Origin of the sequence: Mesorhizobium sp. ES1-6 (assembly GCF_020164775.1) — a bacterium.
GTDB lineage: Bacteria > Pseudomonadota > Alphaproteobacteria > Rhizobiales > Rhizobiaceae > Mesorhizobium.
Genome location: NZ_JAIUGU010000006.1, coordinates 346,100 through 361,767 on the forward strand (window position 1 = coordinate 346,100; position 15,668 = coordinate 361,767).

Here is a 15,668-nt window from a genome sequence, read left to right on the forward strand (position 1 = left end):
GAAGGACGGGCCGAGACCAGTGGCTCGCCCGGGCAGTGGATCGGCGCGTCGCGCCGGAAGCGGCTTTCCTCGCGCACGAGATGTGGCCGGCCTGACCGGCCGAAAAAGCCGTCCACGCTCCGCGACCTCACTGTATGAGCGCGCTGCGTTTTGCCTGCAGGAAGCGGCGCACCGCGGGATCGCGCTCCAGGCCGATCGCGCGATCATAGGCTTCGAACGCTTGCGGTGCCTGGCCGAGCCTGGCCAGCAGGCCGGCACGCGCGGCCCAGTAGGGCTGGTAGTCGTCGAGCCGCTTGTCGTCGCCCAGCACGTAAAGCGCCGCCAGCCCCGCCACCGCACCCTCGGTCTCGGCGATCGCCACCGCGCGGTTGATGGCCACGACCGGCGATCCGGCGATCGAAAACAGCGCTTCGTAGAGCGCGCGGATCGCCGCCCAGTCGGTGCGGCCGCTCAGCCGTCGCGCCACATGCGCGGACTGGACCGCCGCCTCGAGCTGGTAGCGGCCGATGGCGCCCATTGTGGCGGCACGGCCGAGCAGGCCTTCGGCCTCGTCGACCAGGGCGTGATCCCACAGCGCATGGTCCTGCTCGGCGAGCGGCACATAATCTCCGGCCATGTCGCGACGTGCCGCGCGGCGCGCCTCGGCGAACAGCATCAGCGACAGCAGGCCGAGCGCCTCCGGCTCGTCCGGCAGCAGCGAGGCGACCAGCCGGCCGAGCCAGATGCCTTCGGTGGCGAGGTTGCGACGCCGCGTCTCGGTGCCGGCCGGGTCGGACCAACCTTCGGCGAAAGCGGCGTAGATCGCCTCCAGCACCGCGTCCAGCCTTTCGCCGAGTTCGGTCCGCTCCGGCACGCGGAACGGAATGCCGGTCTCGCGGATGCGGCTCTTGGCGCGCACCAGGCGCTGGCCCATCGTGGCCGGCGAGACCAGAAAGGCGGACGCGATCGTCGCGGCATCGAAGCCGAGGATGGTCTGCAGGATCAGCGGCGCCCGCACGCCGGCCTCGATCGCCGGATGGGCGCAGGCGAACATCAGCCGCAGCCGTTCGTCGGGCAGATCCTGGTCGGTCATGCGTGCCTCCGCCTCCTCGGCAATCAGCTTGAGATGGTCGCGGCCGGCTTCGCTGGTGAGCCGCCGCCGCACCGCATCGACTCGCCGCCGCCTCGCCACGGCGAGCAGCCAGGCTTCCGGCTTTTGCGGCACGCCGGTGCGCGGCCAGCGTTCCAGTGCCGCCGCGAAGGCGTCGGCCAGCGCATCCTCGGCGCCGGCCACGTCGCGCGTGCGCGCCGCCAGCCAGGCCACCAGCTTGCCATAGCTCTGGCGGGCGGCGGCCTCCGCGGCCGCCCGGGCGATCTCGGGGCGACTGTCCATCACGCCGTCACTTCCTGGGCATGTAATCGTCCAGTTCCCAGATCGGCCGCAACTCGACCGTGCCGGTGCTGGCCGCCGGGCAGCGTGCCGCCCATTCGATGGCGGTGTCGATGTCGGCCGCCTCGATCATGTAGAAGCCGGCGAGCTGCTCCTTGGTGTCGGCATAGGGGCCGTCGATGACGTTGGTCTTGCCATCGGCGATCCGCACCGATGTCGTCGCCTGGCTCGGACGCAGCCGGTCGCCGGCCAGCCAGGTGCCGGATTTCTTCAACGCCTCGGTATAGGCACCATAGGCCGCGCTCATCTGCTGGGCCGCCTCGATCGGCACATTCGCCAGCGCGGCTTCGTTGGCATAGATCATGATCATGTATCGCATGGGTTTTCTCCCGTGGTTTCGAAGGCCGCGTCCTTGCGAGGCCGGACGTATGTCGCGCGGCGGCGACCGATTTCGACAGCTCGCGGAAAAACTTTCCGCTCCGGCCGCGCCTTGTGCAAGCGGGCATGTGTTTGGCACCCTCTCAACCATTCGTCTAACGCGCCGAATTGCGGGTTGGCATTTCCCTTCCGCTGTCTAAACTCGCCTCCGTTCGTATCAGGGAGGTGATGCGGTCAATATTTCAGGGAGGAACCAGATGCTGAATTTCAGAACGAAAATTGTTGCTGCCGGCGCGATGGCGCTTTCACTTGGACTTGGCGCGGTGTCGGCCACCGCCCAGGAGTTCATCAACGTGCTGACCGGCGGAACTTCGGGCGTCTATTATCCGCTCGGCGTGGCGCTGTCGGAAATCTACGGCAAGGGCATCGAGGGCGCCCGCACCCAGGTGCAGGCGACCAAGGCCTCGGTCGAGAACCTCAACCTCCTGCAGCAAGGCAAGGGCGAGATCGCCTTCGCGCTGGGCGATTCCGTCAAGATGGCCGCCGAAGGCAATGCCGAGGCGGGCTTCCCCGGCAAGCTCGACAAATTGCGCGGCATCGCCGCCATCTACCCCAATTACATCCAGATCGTCGCCAGCCAGGAGTCCGGCATCAAAACACTGGCCGACCTCAAGGGCAAGAGCCTGTCGGTCGGCGCGCCGGCCTCGGGCACCGAGCTCAACGCACGCGCCATCTTCGCCGCCGCCGGGCTGAAATACGAGGATCTCGGCCGCGTCGAATACCTGCCCTTCGCCGAATCGGTCGAGCTGATCAAGAACCGCCAGCTCGACGCCACGCTGCAGTCGGCCGGGCTCGGCGTCGCCTCGATCCGCGACCTCGCCACCTCGCTGCCGATCAACGTCGTGGCGGTGCCGGCCGAAGATGTCGCCAAGATCGGCTCGCCCTATCTGTCGGTGATCATTCCCAAGGGCACTTATGAGGGCCAGAGCGAGGATGTCGCGACGGCCGCCGTCGGCAATTTCCTGATCACCCGCGCCGATGTCTCCGACGAGACCGCCTACCAGATGACCAAGCTGATGTTCGACCATCTCGACCAGCTCGCCGCCGCCCACGCCGCCGCCAAGGCGATCGATCCGGCCAAGGCGCTCGACGGCATGCCGGTGCCGCTGCATCCGGGAGCCGAGCGCTACTACAAGGAAAAGGGTTTGTTGAAGTAAGGGTGCGGCAACCGGAGATGTCTTCGCGAGGTGCCGCCTCGTCCTGCAATTTGCCCGCTTTGGAGTGCGTCGGATGAGCCAAGCAGCAGCCTCTGGTACGACAGCCGACCGCAAATCTTCCACCTCCCATCTCCCCGCGACCGAGGAGCAGGTCGAGGGCCTGCCGCCGGGCTTCGGCGACGGCATCGCCGGCAAGGCGGCCTTCGCCATCGCCGTCGCCTTTTCCGCCTTCCAGATCTACATCGCCGCCTATGGCAGCCTTCCGAGCCAGGTGGTGCGGGCCATGCATGTCGGCTTCCTGCTGCTGCTCGGCTTCGCCCTGATCGCCAATCTGCGCGCCACCAGTCTGGCGGCCAAGATCGCGTTCTGGACGCTGGGCGTGCTCGGCTTCGGTACCGGCCTGTACAATTGGGTGTTCTATAACGACCTCATCCGCCGCTCCGGCTTCCTCACCACGCCCGACCTGATCGTCGGCGCCGTGCTGGTGGTGCTGGTGTTCGAGGCGGCCAGGCGGCTGATGGGGCTGCCGCTGGCGGTCATCGCCTTCATCTTCCTCGCCTATTGTTTCGTCGGCAACCATTTGCCGGCGCCGTTCGTCCATCGCGGCTATGATTTCGCCCAGCTCGTCGACACCTTCGCTTACGGCACCGAAGGCATTTACGGCACGCCGATCTATGTCTCGGCCGCCTATATCTTCATCTTCGTCGTCTTCGCCGCCTTTCTCGAACGCGCCGGCATGATCGCGCTGTTCAACGATTTCGCGCTCGGCCTGGTCGGCACCTGGCGCGGCGGCCCAGCGCAGGTCTGCGTGCTGTCGTCGGCGCTGATGGGCACGATCTCCGGCTCCGGCGTCGCCAATGTGGTGGCGAGCGGCCAGTTCACCATTCCGCTGATGAAACGCTTCGGCTTCCGCTCGGCCTTCGCCGGGGCCGTCGAGGCAACCTCGTCCATGGGCGGCCAGATCATGCCGCCGGTGATGGGCGCGGTCGCCTTCATCATGGCCGAGACGCTGAACATCCCCTATGCCGAGGTGGTCAAGGCGGCGATCATTCCTGCCTTGCTCTATTTCGGCGCCTGCTTCTGGCAGGTGCATCTGGAGGCCGGCAAGGCCGGCCTGCGCGGCATGGCCAAGGCGGACCTGCCCAACCCATGGGAGGCGGTGCGGCGGCACTGGCCGCTGGTGCTGCCGCTGGCGGCGCTGATCTATCTGTTGTTCGCCGGCTATACGCCTGTCTTCGCCGGCACGATGGGCCTGGCGCTGACCATCGTGCTTATCCTCGGCACGCCGCTGGCGGCGCTGATCAGGCCGCTGGCCTTCCGCGTCGTCTTCTGGCTGGCGCTCGGACTTGCCGCCGCCTCCTTCATGAAATTCGGCGTCAACATCCTCAGCCTTGTCATCGCGGCGCTCGTCATAGCCTGCCTCGCCTTCAAGGGCGGACGCGAGACGCTGCAAATCTGCGTGGACTCGCTCGCCGAGGGCGCCAAGAACGCGCTGCCGGTGGGCATTGCCTGCGCCATCGTCGGCATCGTCATCGGCACGCTGACGCTGACCGGCATCGCCTCCACCTTCATCGGCTGGATCATCTCGATCGGCGAGAACAATCTGTTCCTGTCGCTGGTGCTGACCATGCTGACCTGCCTGGTGCTCGGCATGGGCATCCCGACCATCCCCAACTACATCATCACCTCGTCGCTGGCCGGACCGGCGCTGCTCTCGCTCGGCGTGCCGCTGGTGGTCAGCCACATGTTCGTCTTCTATTTCGGCATCATGGCCGATCTGACGCCACCGGTGGCGCTGGCCGCGTTTGCCGCGGCACCCATGGCCAAGGAGAGCGGGCTCAAGATCGGCATCCAGGCGACCAAGCTTGCCATTGCCGGCTTCGTGGTGCCGTTCATGGCGGTCTACACGCCGGCGCTGATGCTGCAGGACGCCGGCCCGATCGCCGCCCAGTTCGGCTATCCCGTCGAGGTCGCCTATATCGTCGTCAAGGCGTGCATGGGCGTCGTGCTGTGGGGGGCGGCCGCGGTCGGCTTCCTCGCCAGGCGCATGGCCTGGTGGGAGCGGCTCGTCGCCTTCGCCGCCGGCGTGCTCCTGGTGGCGGCGCTACCGCTCACCGACGAGGCGGGATGGGCGCTGTCGCTGGCCTGGATCGGCTGGCATGTCTGGCGGGCGCGGCAAGCGTCGACCGCCGCGTGAGCCTGTGCATCCTTGCCGCCGGCAAGACAGCGACACTGACTGTTGCCGCCTTCACGCTGTCCTGGACGCATTCGGTGGAGCGGACGCGCTGGGAAGAGAACTGGACGGTGACGCCGTCCGGCCTGCAAGTGGTCGAGGCCCGTATCAAGGGCTCGGGCGCCGGCATGGAGCCGCCGGAAGGGGCCGTGCTGCGCGACGGCTGGTGGGTCTATGCGCCCTGGGTCGGCCCGCAGCCGCGTCTCGTGCTCGCAGCCTCCGGCGCGACCGGCGATGGCTGGACGCTGTGCACGGTTCAGGGCTGTATGGAACTCGGCAGGACGGCGGGCGAAACGATCTCGCTCGAGCCGTGCGAACCCTTGGGTTCCAGCCAGCCGCGATAGCGCACGATCAGGCCGGTGAGCGGGTGCGAAATCTCGACGTGGAGTATGTCGCGGCGAACAGGATTCGCCTGATCTTTTGTAAGCTTCTGATTTTGTGTATGTCGTTGTCTGGAATCGATGACACTTCCGGGCGACATGCATTAGCCGATCAGCCGCCCGCGCAGCTCGGCCGACGGGACGTCGCAGCTGTCCTTCCTGCCGAACAGGGCATAACGATTCCCGGCGATGCGATCGTAGAACCAGTCGCGTAGCGGGCGTGGCAACAGCAACAAAGCCCTGGCAGCTCGCCAGGGCCAGCCAAGCTCGGTCATGACGGCGACGAAACTATCGAGACGCGTGAAGGGGACGCCGCCGACCAGGACGAGATTGGTTTCGTAGCTGTCGGTCGGCAGGTTGTATCCGCGGAACAGGACCTCGCCGAGCGGCGATTGCGCGGTTGCGAAGCGGAAGCGCGCCTTGCGGTCGAGGCGGACCACCATGCGCACGAAGCCCGAGCAGAACACGCAGACGCCGTCGAAAACGATCAGCGGCTGGCTTGCATCAAAAGATAGGGAAGGCGGCTTGGGACGGTCGGTCACGCTGGCCTCGGCTGCTTATGTCCCTAGGACCCTAAGCCAGCCGATAGCGGTGTCAAAGACGCGACGTTGTCGCACGCCGCCGGTCGGCGAAAATCGGCCGCTCGGCGCGATAGGTCGTGCCGCGGGTGTTGGCGTCCGGCCTGCAGATGCGGCTGTTGTGGCGGTTCTCGAAAGTCATGTCAGTGCGCGCCCAGCGAAGTGCCGCGACGGGCGCAGGCCGGACCGGGGCCGCGCATATAATAGCGCTCCGGCCGATAGGTCGGCGCGACGAACTCGCGGATGGCGGCGGCATAGCCGATGAGGTGCGTGAGGAAGTTCATTTTCCCTGTCCCTGTCCCGATTTTCGGATGTCCCTTCCGAATTGCGAGCACGATAGCATCGAGGCGTGAATAGTCGGTGAACGTGATGTTAATTTTTGGTCGAAAACCCGTTGCTTCATGGCCGGAATGCGGCTGATTCGGGGTGTTTCCGCGCCTTTTGTCACCATTCCAGCCAGTGTGACTTTTGCATCACATATGTTTCGTTTGAATGTCGCCTTGGCGCGCTTGTGTTTCAACTTCCGGGCCGTCGTTGAAATTTCCTTGCCCGATGGCCGGCAAGCTCCGGAACCGGCCCGCGCAGCGGACGTTGGCCCACAGGACCGGCATTGCCGGCTCGCGGGCGCTGCCCAGCAGGCAGGCCGGAAACCCCACGGCAAGAGCAATGGAAAGGCTGAAATCATGGGCTTCTTTTCGAAGGACATCAAAACGCTGAACGATCTCTTCGTGCACACGCTGCGCGACATCTATTATGCCGAGAAGCAGATCGAGAAGGCGCTGCCAAAGATGGTCGACAAGGCAACCGACCCGCAATTGAAGGCCGGCTTCGAAAAACATCTCGAACAGACCAAGGGCCATATCGCACGCGTCGAGGAGGTGTTCGAGTTGTTTGGCGTGAAGGCCAAGCAGGTGAACTGCCCGGCCATCGACGGCATTCTCGAAGAGGCCGACGACGTCAGCGGCGATGTCGACGACAAGGATGTTCTCGACGCCGCGCTGATCGCCTCCGCCCAGGCCGTCGAGCATTATGAAATGACCCGCTACGGCACGTTGATCGCCTGGGCCAAGCAGCTCGGCCGCAGCGACTGCGCCAATGTGCTGGCCAAGAACCTGAAGGAGGAGCAGGCGACTGATCGCAAGCTGACCGAAATGGCGGAAAGCAAGATCAACCTCCAAGCCGCCGAGTAGGGCAGGCCGCCAAATAGGACCGGGGCCGGAGGCAACCGCGCCGGACCCGGCCGGACAGGATTGGAACCGGGCGGGGTGGTCGCCCGTTCCACCTGATCTTTCTCTCACGGGGAACCATCATGGCGCCGCGCCCGGCCTGGAAAGGCTATCTGAAGCTCTCGCTGGTCACGTGCGCCATCGAACTGACCAATGTCGTCACCCATGCCGAGAAAGTCTCGTTCCGCATCCTCAACCGCAAGACCGGCAATACGGTGAAGCGGATCTATGTCGACGCCGAAACCGGCAAACCGATCGAGGACGGCGACGAGATCAAGGGTTACGAGGTCGACAAGGGCGATTTCGTCCACATAGAGGAGGACGAGATCGAGGCGGTGCAGATCGAATCCTCGCACACGATGAGCCTCGACGGCTTCGTCGACAAAGCCTCGATCGAGCAGATCTATCTCGACACGCCCTATTATGTCACGCCGGCCGACACGGTTTCGGAAGAGGCGTTCGCCGTCATCCGCGACGCCATGGCGGGCAAGAAGATGGCCGGGCTTGCCCGCATCGTTCTGTACAGCCGCGAACGTCCCGTGGTCATCGAGCCGCTGGGCAAGGGCATGGTGCTGACGACGCTGCGCTACGACAACACGGTGCGCCAGCCCGAGAGCGTCTTCGGCGACATCAAGGCGGTGAAGACCGACCAGGAGATGACGGATCTGGCCGAGCTCATAATTGACAAGAAGAAAGCGAAGTTCGATCCCTCGAAATTCGAGGACAAGTATGAGGATGCCCTGCTCGAACTGGTCCGCGCCAAGAAGGCGGGACACAAGGCGCCGAAGGCCAGGGCCGCCCCCAAACCCTCCAACGTCGTCAATCTGTTCGACGCGCTGAAGAAAAGCCTGTCGTCGGATTCAGGATCGACGAAGTCATCCTCGGCGAAAGCCAAGCCGGCGGCGAAGCGCGCCAAGGCGAAAAGCGTTGCGCCGAAGCGCAAATCGGCCTGAGGATACGACATGGCAAGCCTCGAACAATATCATTCGAAGCGTGACTTCAAGAAGACCGGCGAGCCGGCCGGCAAGGTTACGCGCGGGCAGAAGGACGGCGGCATCTTCGTCATCCAGAAGCACGCCGCGACAAGGCTGCATTACGATTTTCGCCTCGAGCATGACGGCGTGCTGTGGAGCTGGGCGGTGACGCGCGGTCCCAGCCTCGACCCGCACGAAAAACGGCTGGCCGTGCATGTCGAGGATCATCCCATCGACTATGCCGGCTTCGAAGGCACCATCCCCAAGGGCGAATATGGCGGCGGCTCGGTTCTCGTCTGGGATGAAGGACGCTGGACGCCCGAGGGCGATCCCGCGACGATGATGAAGAAGGGCCATATCAACTTCGAGCTCGATGGTCACAAGCTGCGTGGCAAATGGCATCTGGTTCGGCTGCGGCCGCGCCCGGGCGAAAAGCGGGACAACTGGCTGCTGATCAAGTCCGACGATGCCGCCGCGCGCCCCGGCGAGGACATTCTGAAGGACGAGCCGAAATCGGTGAAATCGGGCCTGACGATCGAGGAAGTCGGCGAGGGCAAGGCGGCCGAGGGCGAGAAACCGAAGGTCTGGCACTCCAACAAGCCGGCCACTGGCAAGGCCAAGGCCGGGGCCAGAAAACTCGACTTCATCGAACCGCAGCTGGCCACGCTGGAGCGGGACGCACCGTCGGGCCAGGACTGGCTGCATGAGGTGAAGTTCGACGGCTATCGCATGCAGGCGCAGATCGCCGGCACCGAGGTTCGGCTCCTGACCCGCACCGGCCTCGACTGGACGGAAAAATTCGGCGGCGAGATCGCGGCCGAACTGGCCGGGCTGAAATGCAGCGATGCCATCATCGACGGCGAGATCGTCGTGCTGGCCGACAGCGGCGTGTCGTCCTTCGCGCTGCTGCAGCAGGATCTGTCGGCGAAGCGTACGAACCGGTTCATCTACTATGTGTTCGACCTGATGCGGCTCGACGGCAAGGATTTGCGCCGGGAACCGCTGGTCGAGCGCAAGCGGGCCTTGCAGGACCTGCTCGGCGAGCAAGCCGACAATGCGGCGTTGCGTTTCTCCGACCATTTCGCCGAACCCGGCAAGATCATGCTGGAACATGCCTGCCGCATGGGGCTGGAAGGCGTCGTCTCGAAGCGCGCCGATGCGCCCTACCGTAGCGGACGCGGCCCGGCTTGGGTCAAATCGAAATGCACGGCGCGCCAGGAATTCGTCATCGGCGGCTATCTGCCGTCGGACAAGGCCGGACGCGGCCTGCGCTCGCTGCTGGTCGGCTATTACGAAGGCGGCGGCCTGCACTATGCCGGCCGTGTCGGCACCGGCTTCTCCACCAAGGGTGCCAACGATCTGAAGAAGAAGCTCGATGCGCTGAAGGCAAAGGGTTCGCCCTTCGACGCAGCCGTGCCGAAGGGCAAGGGGCTGGTCTGGGTCAAGCCGGAACTGGTCGGCGAAGTGGAGTTTCGCAGCTGGACGTCGGACCGTATAATACGCCATGCCTCGTTCCAGGGGCTGCGCGAGGACAAGCCGGCGGAGGAAGTCGTGCAGGAAAAGCCCAAGGCGGCGACAGGCAAGCCAGCGACAGGCAAGGGTCCGGCCAAGCCGACCGCAGGCGGCGCCGGCAAGGCCGGCGGAATGACGACCTCGATAAAACTCTCCCATCCCGACAAGCTGTTGTGGCCCGACGAGAAAATATCGAAGCAGAACCTGCTCGACCACTATGCGCAGGTCTGGCCGCGCATGGAGCAATTTGTCGTCAACCGGCCGCTCAGTCTGGTGCGCGCACCCGACGGCATTGGTGGGCAGCGCTTCTTCCAGAAACACGCCTCGCCCGGCATGAGCGACAAGATCCTGCGCATGAAGGACCCCACCGACGGCGAGGAAATCCTCTTCGTCAGGGATTTCGACGGCGTCGCGGCACTCGTCCAGTACGGTGTGGTCGAGATCCATATCTGGGGCTGCACCATCGACAAGCTTGAACAGCCGGATCAGATCATCTTCGATCTCGACCCCGACGAGGGCGTCGAGGTGAAGGCGGTGCGCGAGGCGGCGCTCGACATCAGGGGCAAGCTCGATGATCTGTCGCTGCCCAATTTCGTCAAGACCTCCGGCGGCAAGGGTTACCATGTGCTGGTGCCGCTGAAACCCTCGGCGGACTGGGACGAGGTGAAGGGTTTCGCCCATGATTTCGCCAGGGCGCTGGAGCAGGGCGCGCCTGACCGCTACACGGCGACGCTGTCGAAGAAGGCGCGCACGGGAAAAATCTTCGTCGACTATCTGCGCAATGGCAGGGGCTCGACGACAGTGGCGCCCTATTCGTCGCGAGCCAAGAAGGGTGCTACGGTATCGATGCCGGTGACTTGGGCCGAAATCGAGGCTGGCTTGGCCCCGAACGCCTTCCCGATCGGCGACAAGACGACGATGAGGCGGCTGGCGGACGCGGATCCGTGGGTGGATTTCTTCAAGCAGGGAAAGGCTTTGAAGCGGGGGTAATTCGACTTTCGACGCCGGGGGGCACCACCCCCCTCTGTCCTGCCGGACATCTCCCCCTCAAGGGGGGAGATCGGCTGTCATCTGGGCCTTCGCCAATTTTCATCGTCTGAAAGAAAGTGTCGGCATCGAAACTGCCAATCTCCCCCCTTGAGGGGGAGATGCCCGGCAGGGCAGAGGGGGGCGCTGTCCCGCCGACATCTCCGCAGTTCCATCACCCCAAAAACACCCTCTCGAAAGCCTGCTTGCCCGGTGGCGAGAAAACCACGGCGCGGCTGTCCTTCTCGCGGCGCGCCCATTTCTCGGCAAGGATCTTGTCGAGGATGGCGGCGCCCAGCGTGCCGGCGAGGTGCGAGCGGCGCACGCTCCAGTCGAGGCAGGCGCGGCAGACCGGCCGCCTGGGCTTGGTGTAGACGTCGATGCCGATCGCCGCGAAATGCGATGCCGCCGACGGGCCGAGCCTGATCTCCTTGTCGTCGCGCAGCAGGATGTTCTTGTCGACGAGGCGGTCCAGCATCGCAACAGCCTGCTCGCCGGCAAGGTGATCATAACAGACGCGCGCGATGCGCATCGCGCCGTCACGCGGGCCCGGCCGGACGCGCTTGGGGCCAACGGCTTCGGCCACGCCGGTGATGGCTTCGATCATGCCGGCCACTTGCGGGCCGGCCAGCCCGTAATAGCGATGCCGGCCCTGGCTCGCCACGGTCAGCAGGCCGCCCTCCATCAATTTGGACAGATGCGAGGAGGCGGTCGGCAGCGACACGCCGGCCTCCAGCGCCAATTCGCTCGCCGTCAATGCCGTGCCGCCCATCAGGGCGTTCAGCATGTTCGCGCGGGCCGGGTCGCCGACCAGGCTGGCGATGCGGGCTATGTCGGGTCCTTCACGCATGGTTTGTCCTCCATCGAAGTATTCTCGTCAGATAACCACTATTCTGCGGTCAGATCAAGGAGACGACGATGACATCCGCTTCCACCCCGCTCGCCAGCCGCAGCCCGTTCCCGTTCGTCGCCTGGGTCCGGCTGGGGCTGCTGGCCCGCTGGTATGACCGCCATCTGCAGCGGCTCGACCTTGCCGAGAACACGGCAGGACGTGCGCCGCGAATGCGCGAAGCCCTTCTGGCAGGCCTAGCAGATCGGCCGGCGCGACGTTTCGACGTCGCTCGAATTATCGATGCACACTCAGAGGAGAAAAAATGACCATCACCTGCTTCATCCGCTACGAGATCGACCCGTTCGGCAAGGCGGCTTTCGAGGAGTATGCCCGCAACTGGGGCCAGGCCATTCCGCGCTGCGGTGCCGATCTGATCGGCTATTTCGCGCCGCATGAAGGCTCGGCCACGACCGCCTATGCCGCCTATAACATCGAAAGCCTGGCGGCCTACGAAGCCTATCGCGCCCGGCTTGCCGCCGACCCCGCCGGCAAGGCAAACTACGAATTCGCCCGCCGCGAACGATTTATCGTCAAGGAGGACCGCATGTTCCTGAAGCACGTCTCCGGCCCGCATGCGAAGCTGGTACTGCCGTGATCGCCGTCATCTTCGAAGTTCAGCCGGCGGAGGGCAAGCGCGAGGCCTATCTCGGCATCGCGGCCAGCCTGCGGCCGCTACTCGACGGCATCGATGGCTTCATCTCCATCGAGCGCTTCCAGAGCCTGGCCGACCCGAACCGCGTGCTGTCGCTGTCATTCTGGCGCGACGAGGAGGCGGTCAAGGCATGGCGCAATACGGAAGAACACCGGCAGGCGCAGCAGGCGGGGCGCGGCGGTATATTTGCCGGCTATCGATTACGGATCGCCGATGTGGTGCGAGATTACGGGCTGACGGAACGCGACGAGGCGCCGGCGGACAGCCGCGCGGTGAATGGGTGAGGAGAGGCGCGGCTCTTCTTCCCCCCTTGTGAGGGAAGGTGGCCTCGCGAAGCGAGGTCGGATGAGGGGTGTTCCAGGGAATGCCGACGTCTCACTCCGCTGGAACACCCCTCATCCGTCTCGGCGCTACGCGCCGATCCACCTTCTCCCACAAGGGGAGAAGGGAAAAGTTCACGCATTGCCGATCAGCACGCCGGCCGCGAACACCAGGGCGCCGCCCAGAACCACCTGGAAGGCGGCGCGCAGGAAGGGGGTCTGCATGTAGCGGTTCTGGACGAAGGCGATGGCCCACAATTCGAAGAACACCACCACGGCGGCAACGGCGGTGGCCGTCCAGAAATGCGGGATGATGTAAGGCAGCGCGTGGCCGAGACCGCCGAGCGTCGTCATGATGCCGACGGTCAGGCCACGCTTGATCGGCGAGCCCCTGCCCGACAATTTGCCGTCGTCGGAAGCGACCTCGGTGAAGCCCATCGAAATGCCGGCGCCGATCGAGGCGGCAAGCCCGACCAGCAGCGTCTGCCAGGTGTCATGCGTGGCGAAGGCGGCGGCGAAGATCGGCGCCAGCGTCGACACCGAGCCGTCCATCAGCCCGGCCAGGCCCGGTTGCACATAGGTGAGGATGAACTGGCGCTGCTCGGCCGTCGCCTCCTCGACCCTGACGTCGCCTGGAACATGTTCCTGCTCCAGCGCATGCGCCGAGCTTTCATGGCTCTGTTCGGCCACGGCCAGATCGTCGAGCAGTTTGCGGGTCGAGGCATCCGACGTGCGCTTGGCCGCCTCGACATAGAACAGATAGGCCTGCCGCTCCATCGCCTCGGCCTGGCGGCGCACGGCCTCGATGCCGAGCGGCCGCACCAGCCAGTCAGGCTTGCGCTCGTAATAGCCCTTTACATGCTCGCGGCGGATCAGCGGAATGCGCTCGCCGAAACGCTTGCGGAAGAGTTCGATCAGGGAGTCGCGATGGCCGTCTTCCTCCTCGGCCATGGCCTCGAAAACCTTGGCCGATTGCGGAAAAGTCTCGGCCAGCCCGTCCGCATAGGCCCGGTAGATGCGCCCGTCATCTTCCTCCGATGAAATGGCGAGCGCCAGGATCTCCTGTTCGGACAACGATTCGAAAGAGCGACGGCCGAAGCCGAAAACACGGGAAAGCATGAGGAAATTACCCTAGTTTAGAATTGTTCTAAACTAGGGTTTACGGTGACCTCGGTCAACCGCGCCGGTGATCGCGGGTCAAGATTTGTTGAAGCGTCCGGCTCTTCATTATCAGCGAATGTTCACCTATATGTCGGAGCCAAGCCAGAAAAGGAAACGACAGATGACGGCCAAGAAGCCTCCGCATGCCTATGACGCCAAGCCTGTTCTCGACCTCATCGCCAGCATAGAAGCCGACCTGCAACGCCTGAAGGCGCTGGTCGAACAGCAGATCGAGAAATTCGACCCCGCCAATCCGCACAACAAGGCCCCGGACGGCAAGCTGACCGAGGAAGGCGTCGAGTGCTGCTACCGCATGTTCGACGAAGGCAAGTCGCGCTATTCGGTGGCCCAGCAGATGAAGATCTCGTTCGCCGCCGCCACGCACCGCTTCAACAATTGGCGCAAGCTTGGCGGGACGAAGAGGCAAAGGACGCTGCTGGGGTGAATTTGCCGAAATGTCGGCGGGACAGCACCCCCCTCTGGCCTGCCGGCCATCTCCCCCGCAAGGGGGGAGATCGGATGTGGCTTCGGCCTTCGCCAATCTCCAAGATCTCAAAGCGCGACGCATGAACTGCCAATCTCCCCCCTTGCGGGGGAGATGTCCGGCAGAACAGAGGGGGGTGTGCAGGCCGCAACGCTAGCGACACTTGGCACCTCGTCGCATTGCCAAACTTTGTAACCATCACATCTTTTCGTTGGCATCGCACGGCTCTTTGCGTGCACCATGGCGCGATCACACTCCGCAGGACCCGCCATGACCACCCCTCCCGGCATCGCCGATATCCACGCCGCCGCCGCACGCCTCTCGGGCCTGATCGTCGAAACCCCCCTGATCGAATCGGCCGAGCTGAGCAGGCGGTTCGGCGGCCGCATCCTGTTCAAGCCGGAGACGCTGCAGCGCACCGGCTCGTTCAAGTTCCGCGGCGCCTACAACAAGCTGTCGACGCTGAGCGAGGAGGAGCGGTCCCGTGGCGTCGTTGCTTTCTCCTCGGGCAACCACGCGCAAGGGGTGGCAGCTTCCGCCGCGATGTTCGGCGTCAAGGCGGTCATCGCCATGCCAGCGGACGCGCCTGACATGAAGATCGCCAATGTCCGCAAGATGGGAGCGGAGGTGGTGCCGTTCGACCGTTTCAAGGACGACCGCATGACAGTGATCCGTCCCTATCTGGACAAGGGCATGGCGTTGGTGCCGCCCTTCGACGACCCGGCCATCATTGCCGGCCAAGGCACGATCGGACTGGAGCTGGTGAAGCAGGCGCGGGCGCTCGGCGTATCGCTCGACGCGGTCGTCATCCCCTGCGGCGGTGGTGGCCTGACCAGCGGCATTTCCGTCGCGGTCAAGGATGCCTCGCCCGGCACCGCGATCTGGGCGGTCGAGCCCGAGCATTTCGACGACACGCGCCGCTCGCTGGCGGCGGGCGCCAGGGTTTCGAACGAGCCGGGCCACAGTTCGATCTGCGACGCCATCCTCACCGCCGAGCCGGGTGCCATCACCTTCGAGATCAACCGCCGCAACCTCGCCGGCGCCATCGCGGTTTCCGACAAGGCGACGGCGCAGGCGATGCGCGACGCCATGGCCTACCTCAAGCTGGTGGTCGAGCCCGGCGGCTGCGTCGCGCTGGCAGCCCTGTCATCGGGCGAGATCGACCTGTCGGGCAAATGCGTTGCCGTGGTGCTGTCGGGCGGCAATGTCGATTTCGGCACCTATGCCGGGATCATGGCGGCATAGAGCGTCGTCGTCCCTGCCCGT

At 64.9% G+C, this 15,668-nt stretch carries 17 protein-coding genes; 11 read left to right on the forward strand and 6 right to left on the reverse strand.

All coding sequences use genetic code 11. The annotated features are described in order from the left end of the window. Positions 1 to 127 precede the first annotated feature (127 nt). Both LB564_RS18040 and LB564_RS18045 read right to left on the reverse strand, forming a co-directional pair. Positions 128 to 1,372, reverse strand: coding sequence for an RNA polymerase sigma factor (locus LB564_RS18040; RefSeq protein ID WP_224539831.1), 1,245 nt, complete (start codon positions 1,370 to 1,372; stop codon positions 128 to 130). A gap of 7 nt (positions 1,373 to 1,379) precedes the next feature. Next, entirely contained in the window at positions 1,380 to 1,748 is a 369-nt protein-coding gene (locus LB564_RS18045) for a YciI family protein (RefSeq protein ID WP_140703497.1), read from the reverse strand. Between the two features lie 256 nt (positions 1,749 to 2,004). Here LB564_RS18045 and LB564_RS18050 point away from each other — a divergent pair, with 256 nt between their 5' ends. The 3 genes from LB564_RS18050 to LB564_RS18060 all read left to right on the forward strand — a co-directional run bounded on the left by LB564_RS18050 (position 2,005) and on the right by LB564_RS18060 (position 5,541). Continuing rightward, positions 2,005 to 2,964: a TAXI family TRAP transporter solute-binding subunit gene (locus LB564_RS18050; RefSeq protein WP_224539719.1), complete on the forward strand. Its 960-nt coding sequence runs from the start codon at positions 2,005 to 2,007 to the stop codon at positions 2,962 to 2,964. 73 nt (positions 2,965 to 3,037) lie between these two features. Then, positions 3,038 to 5,161, forward strand: a complete 2,124-nt coding sequence (locus LB564_RS18055) for a TRAP transporter permease (RefSeq protein ID WP_224539721.1) — start codon at positions 3,038 to 3,040, stop codon at positions 5,159 to 5,161. Then, a complete protein-coding gene (locus LB564_RS18060) occupies positions 5,158 to 5,541 on the forward strand; it encodes a DUF1850 domain-containing protein (RefSeq protein ID WP_224539723.1) in 384 nt (127 codons plus the stop codon). The genes LB564_RS18055 and LB564_RS18060 overlap by 4 nt, the downstream gene beginning before the upstream one ends. Positions 5,542 to 5,681: 140 nt before the next feature. Here LB564_RS18060 and LB564_RS18065 read toward each other — a convergent pair whose 3' ends face one another. Both LB564_RS18065 and LB564_RS18070 read right to left on the reverse strand, forming a co-directional pair. Then, entirely contained in the window at positions 5,682 to 6,119 is a 438-nt protein-coding gene (locus LB564_RS18065) for a thiol-disulfide oxidoreductase DCC family protein (protein WP_224539725.1), read from the reverse strand. A gap of 179 nt (positions 6,120 to 6,298) precedes the next feature. Then, positions 6,299 to 6,439, reverse strand: a complete 141-nt coding sequence (locus LB564_RS18070) for a hypothetical protein (RefSeq protein WP_013892047.1) — start codon at positions 6,437 to 6,439, stop codon at positions 6,299 to 6,301. Positions 6,440 to 6,838: 399 nt separating this feature from the next. Here LB564_RS18070 and LB564_RS18075 point away from each other — a divergent pair, with 399 nt between their 5' ends. The 3 genes from LB564_RS18075 (at position 6,839) to ligD (ending at position 10,857) form a co-directional block, all read left to right on the forward strand. Beyond that, positions 6,839 to 7,345 carry a ferritin-like domain-containing protein gene (locus LB564_RS18075; protein ID WP_224539728.1) on the forward strand — a complete coding sequence of 169 codons (507 nt, stop codon included), beginning with the start codon at positions 6,839 to 6,841 and terminating at the stop codon, positions 7,343 to 7,345. A gap of 119 nt (positions 7,346 to 7,464) precedes the next feature. Next, a complete protein-coding gene (locus tag LB564_RS18080) occupies positions 7,465 to 8,334 on the forward strand; it encodes a Ku protein (protein ID WP_224539730.1) in 870 nt (289 codons plus the stop codon). Between the two features lie 9 nt (positions 8,335 to 8,343). Continuing rightward, complete coding sequence (gene ligD / locus LB564_RS18085; protein ID WP_224539733.1) at positions 8,344 to 10,857, forward strand: DNA ligase D; 2,514 nt, start codon at positions 8,344 to 8,346, stop codon at positions 10,855 to 10,857. 211 nt (positions 10,858 to 11,068) lie between these two features. Here the strand turns inward: ligD and LB564_RS18095 are convergent, their stop codons facing one another. Next, positions 11,069 to 11,743, reverse strand: coding sequence for an ArsR/SmtB family transcription factor (locus LB564_RS18095; RefSeq protein WP_224539735.1), 675 nt, complete (start codon positions 11,741 to 11,743; stop codon positions 11,069 to 11,071). 68 nt (positions 11,744 to 11,811) lie between these two features. On the opposite strand from LB564_RS18095, the gene LB564_RS18100 reads away from it, so the two are divergent. The 3 genes from LB564_RS18100 to LB564_RS18110 are packed head-to-tail and all read left to right on the forward strand — an operon-like array spanning position 11,812 to position 12,721. Continuing rightward, positions 11,812 to 12,051, forward strand: coding sequence for a hypothetical protein (locus tag LB564_RS18100; RefSeq protein ID WP_224539736.1), 240 nt, complete (start codon positions 11,812 to 11,814; stop codon positions 12,049 to 12,051). Then, positions 12,048 to 12,380, forward strand: coding sequence for an NIPSNAP family protein (locus LB564_RS18105; RefSeq protein ID WP_224539738.1), 333 nt, complete (start codon positions 12,048 to 12,050; stop codon positions 12,378 to 12,380). The genes LB564_RS18100 and LB564_RS18105 overlap by 4 nt, the downstream gene beginning before the upstream one ends. Beyond that, positions 12,377 to 12,721 carry an antibiotic biosynthesis monooxygenase family protein gene (locus LB564_RS18110; protein ID WP_224539739.1) on the forward strand — a complete coding sequence of 115 codons (345 nt, stop codon included), beginning with the start codon at positions 12,377 to 12,379 and terminating at the stop codon, positions 12,719 to 12,721. The genes LB564_RS18105 and LB564_RS18110 overlap by 4 nt, the downstream gene beginning before the upstream one ends. A 171-nt stretch (positions 12,722 to 12,892) precedes the next feature. Here LB564_RS18110 and mbfA read toward each other — a convergent pair whose 3' ends face one another. Next, positions 12,893 to 13,876 (reverse strand): iron exporter MbfA, encoded by a 984-nt coding sequence (mbfA, locus tag LB564_RS18115; RefSeq protein ID WP_140703515.1) that lies wholly within the window; start codon positions 13,874 to 13,876, stop codon positions 12,893 to 12,895. 163 nt (positions 13,877 to 14,039) lie between these two features. On the opposite strand from mbfA, the gene LB564_RS18120 reads away from it, so the two are divergent. Further along, positions 14,040 to 14,363 (forward strand): hypothetical protein, encoded by a 324-nt coding sequence (locus LB564_RS18120; RefSeq protein ID WP_224539742.1) that lies wholly within the window; start codon positions 14,040 to 14,042, stop codon positions 14,361 to 14,363. A gap of 309 nt (positions 14,364 to 14,672) precedes the next feature. Next, on the forward strand, positions 14,673 to 15,647 hold the full coding sequence (locus tag LB564_RS18125; protein WP_224539744.1) for a threonine/serine dehydratase: 975 nt from the start codon (positions 14,673 to 14,675) through the stop codon (positions 15,645 to 15,647). Positions 15,648 to 15,668 lie beyond the last annotated feature (21 nt).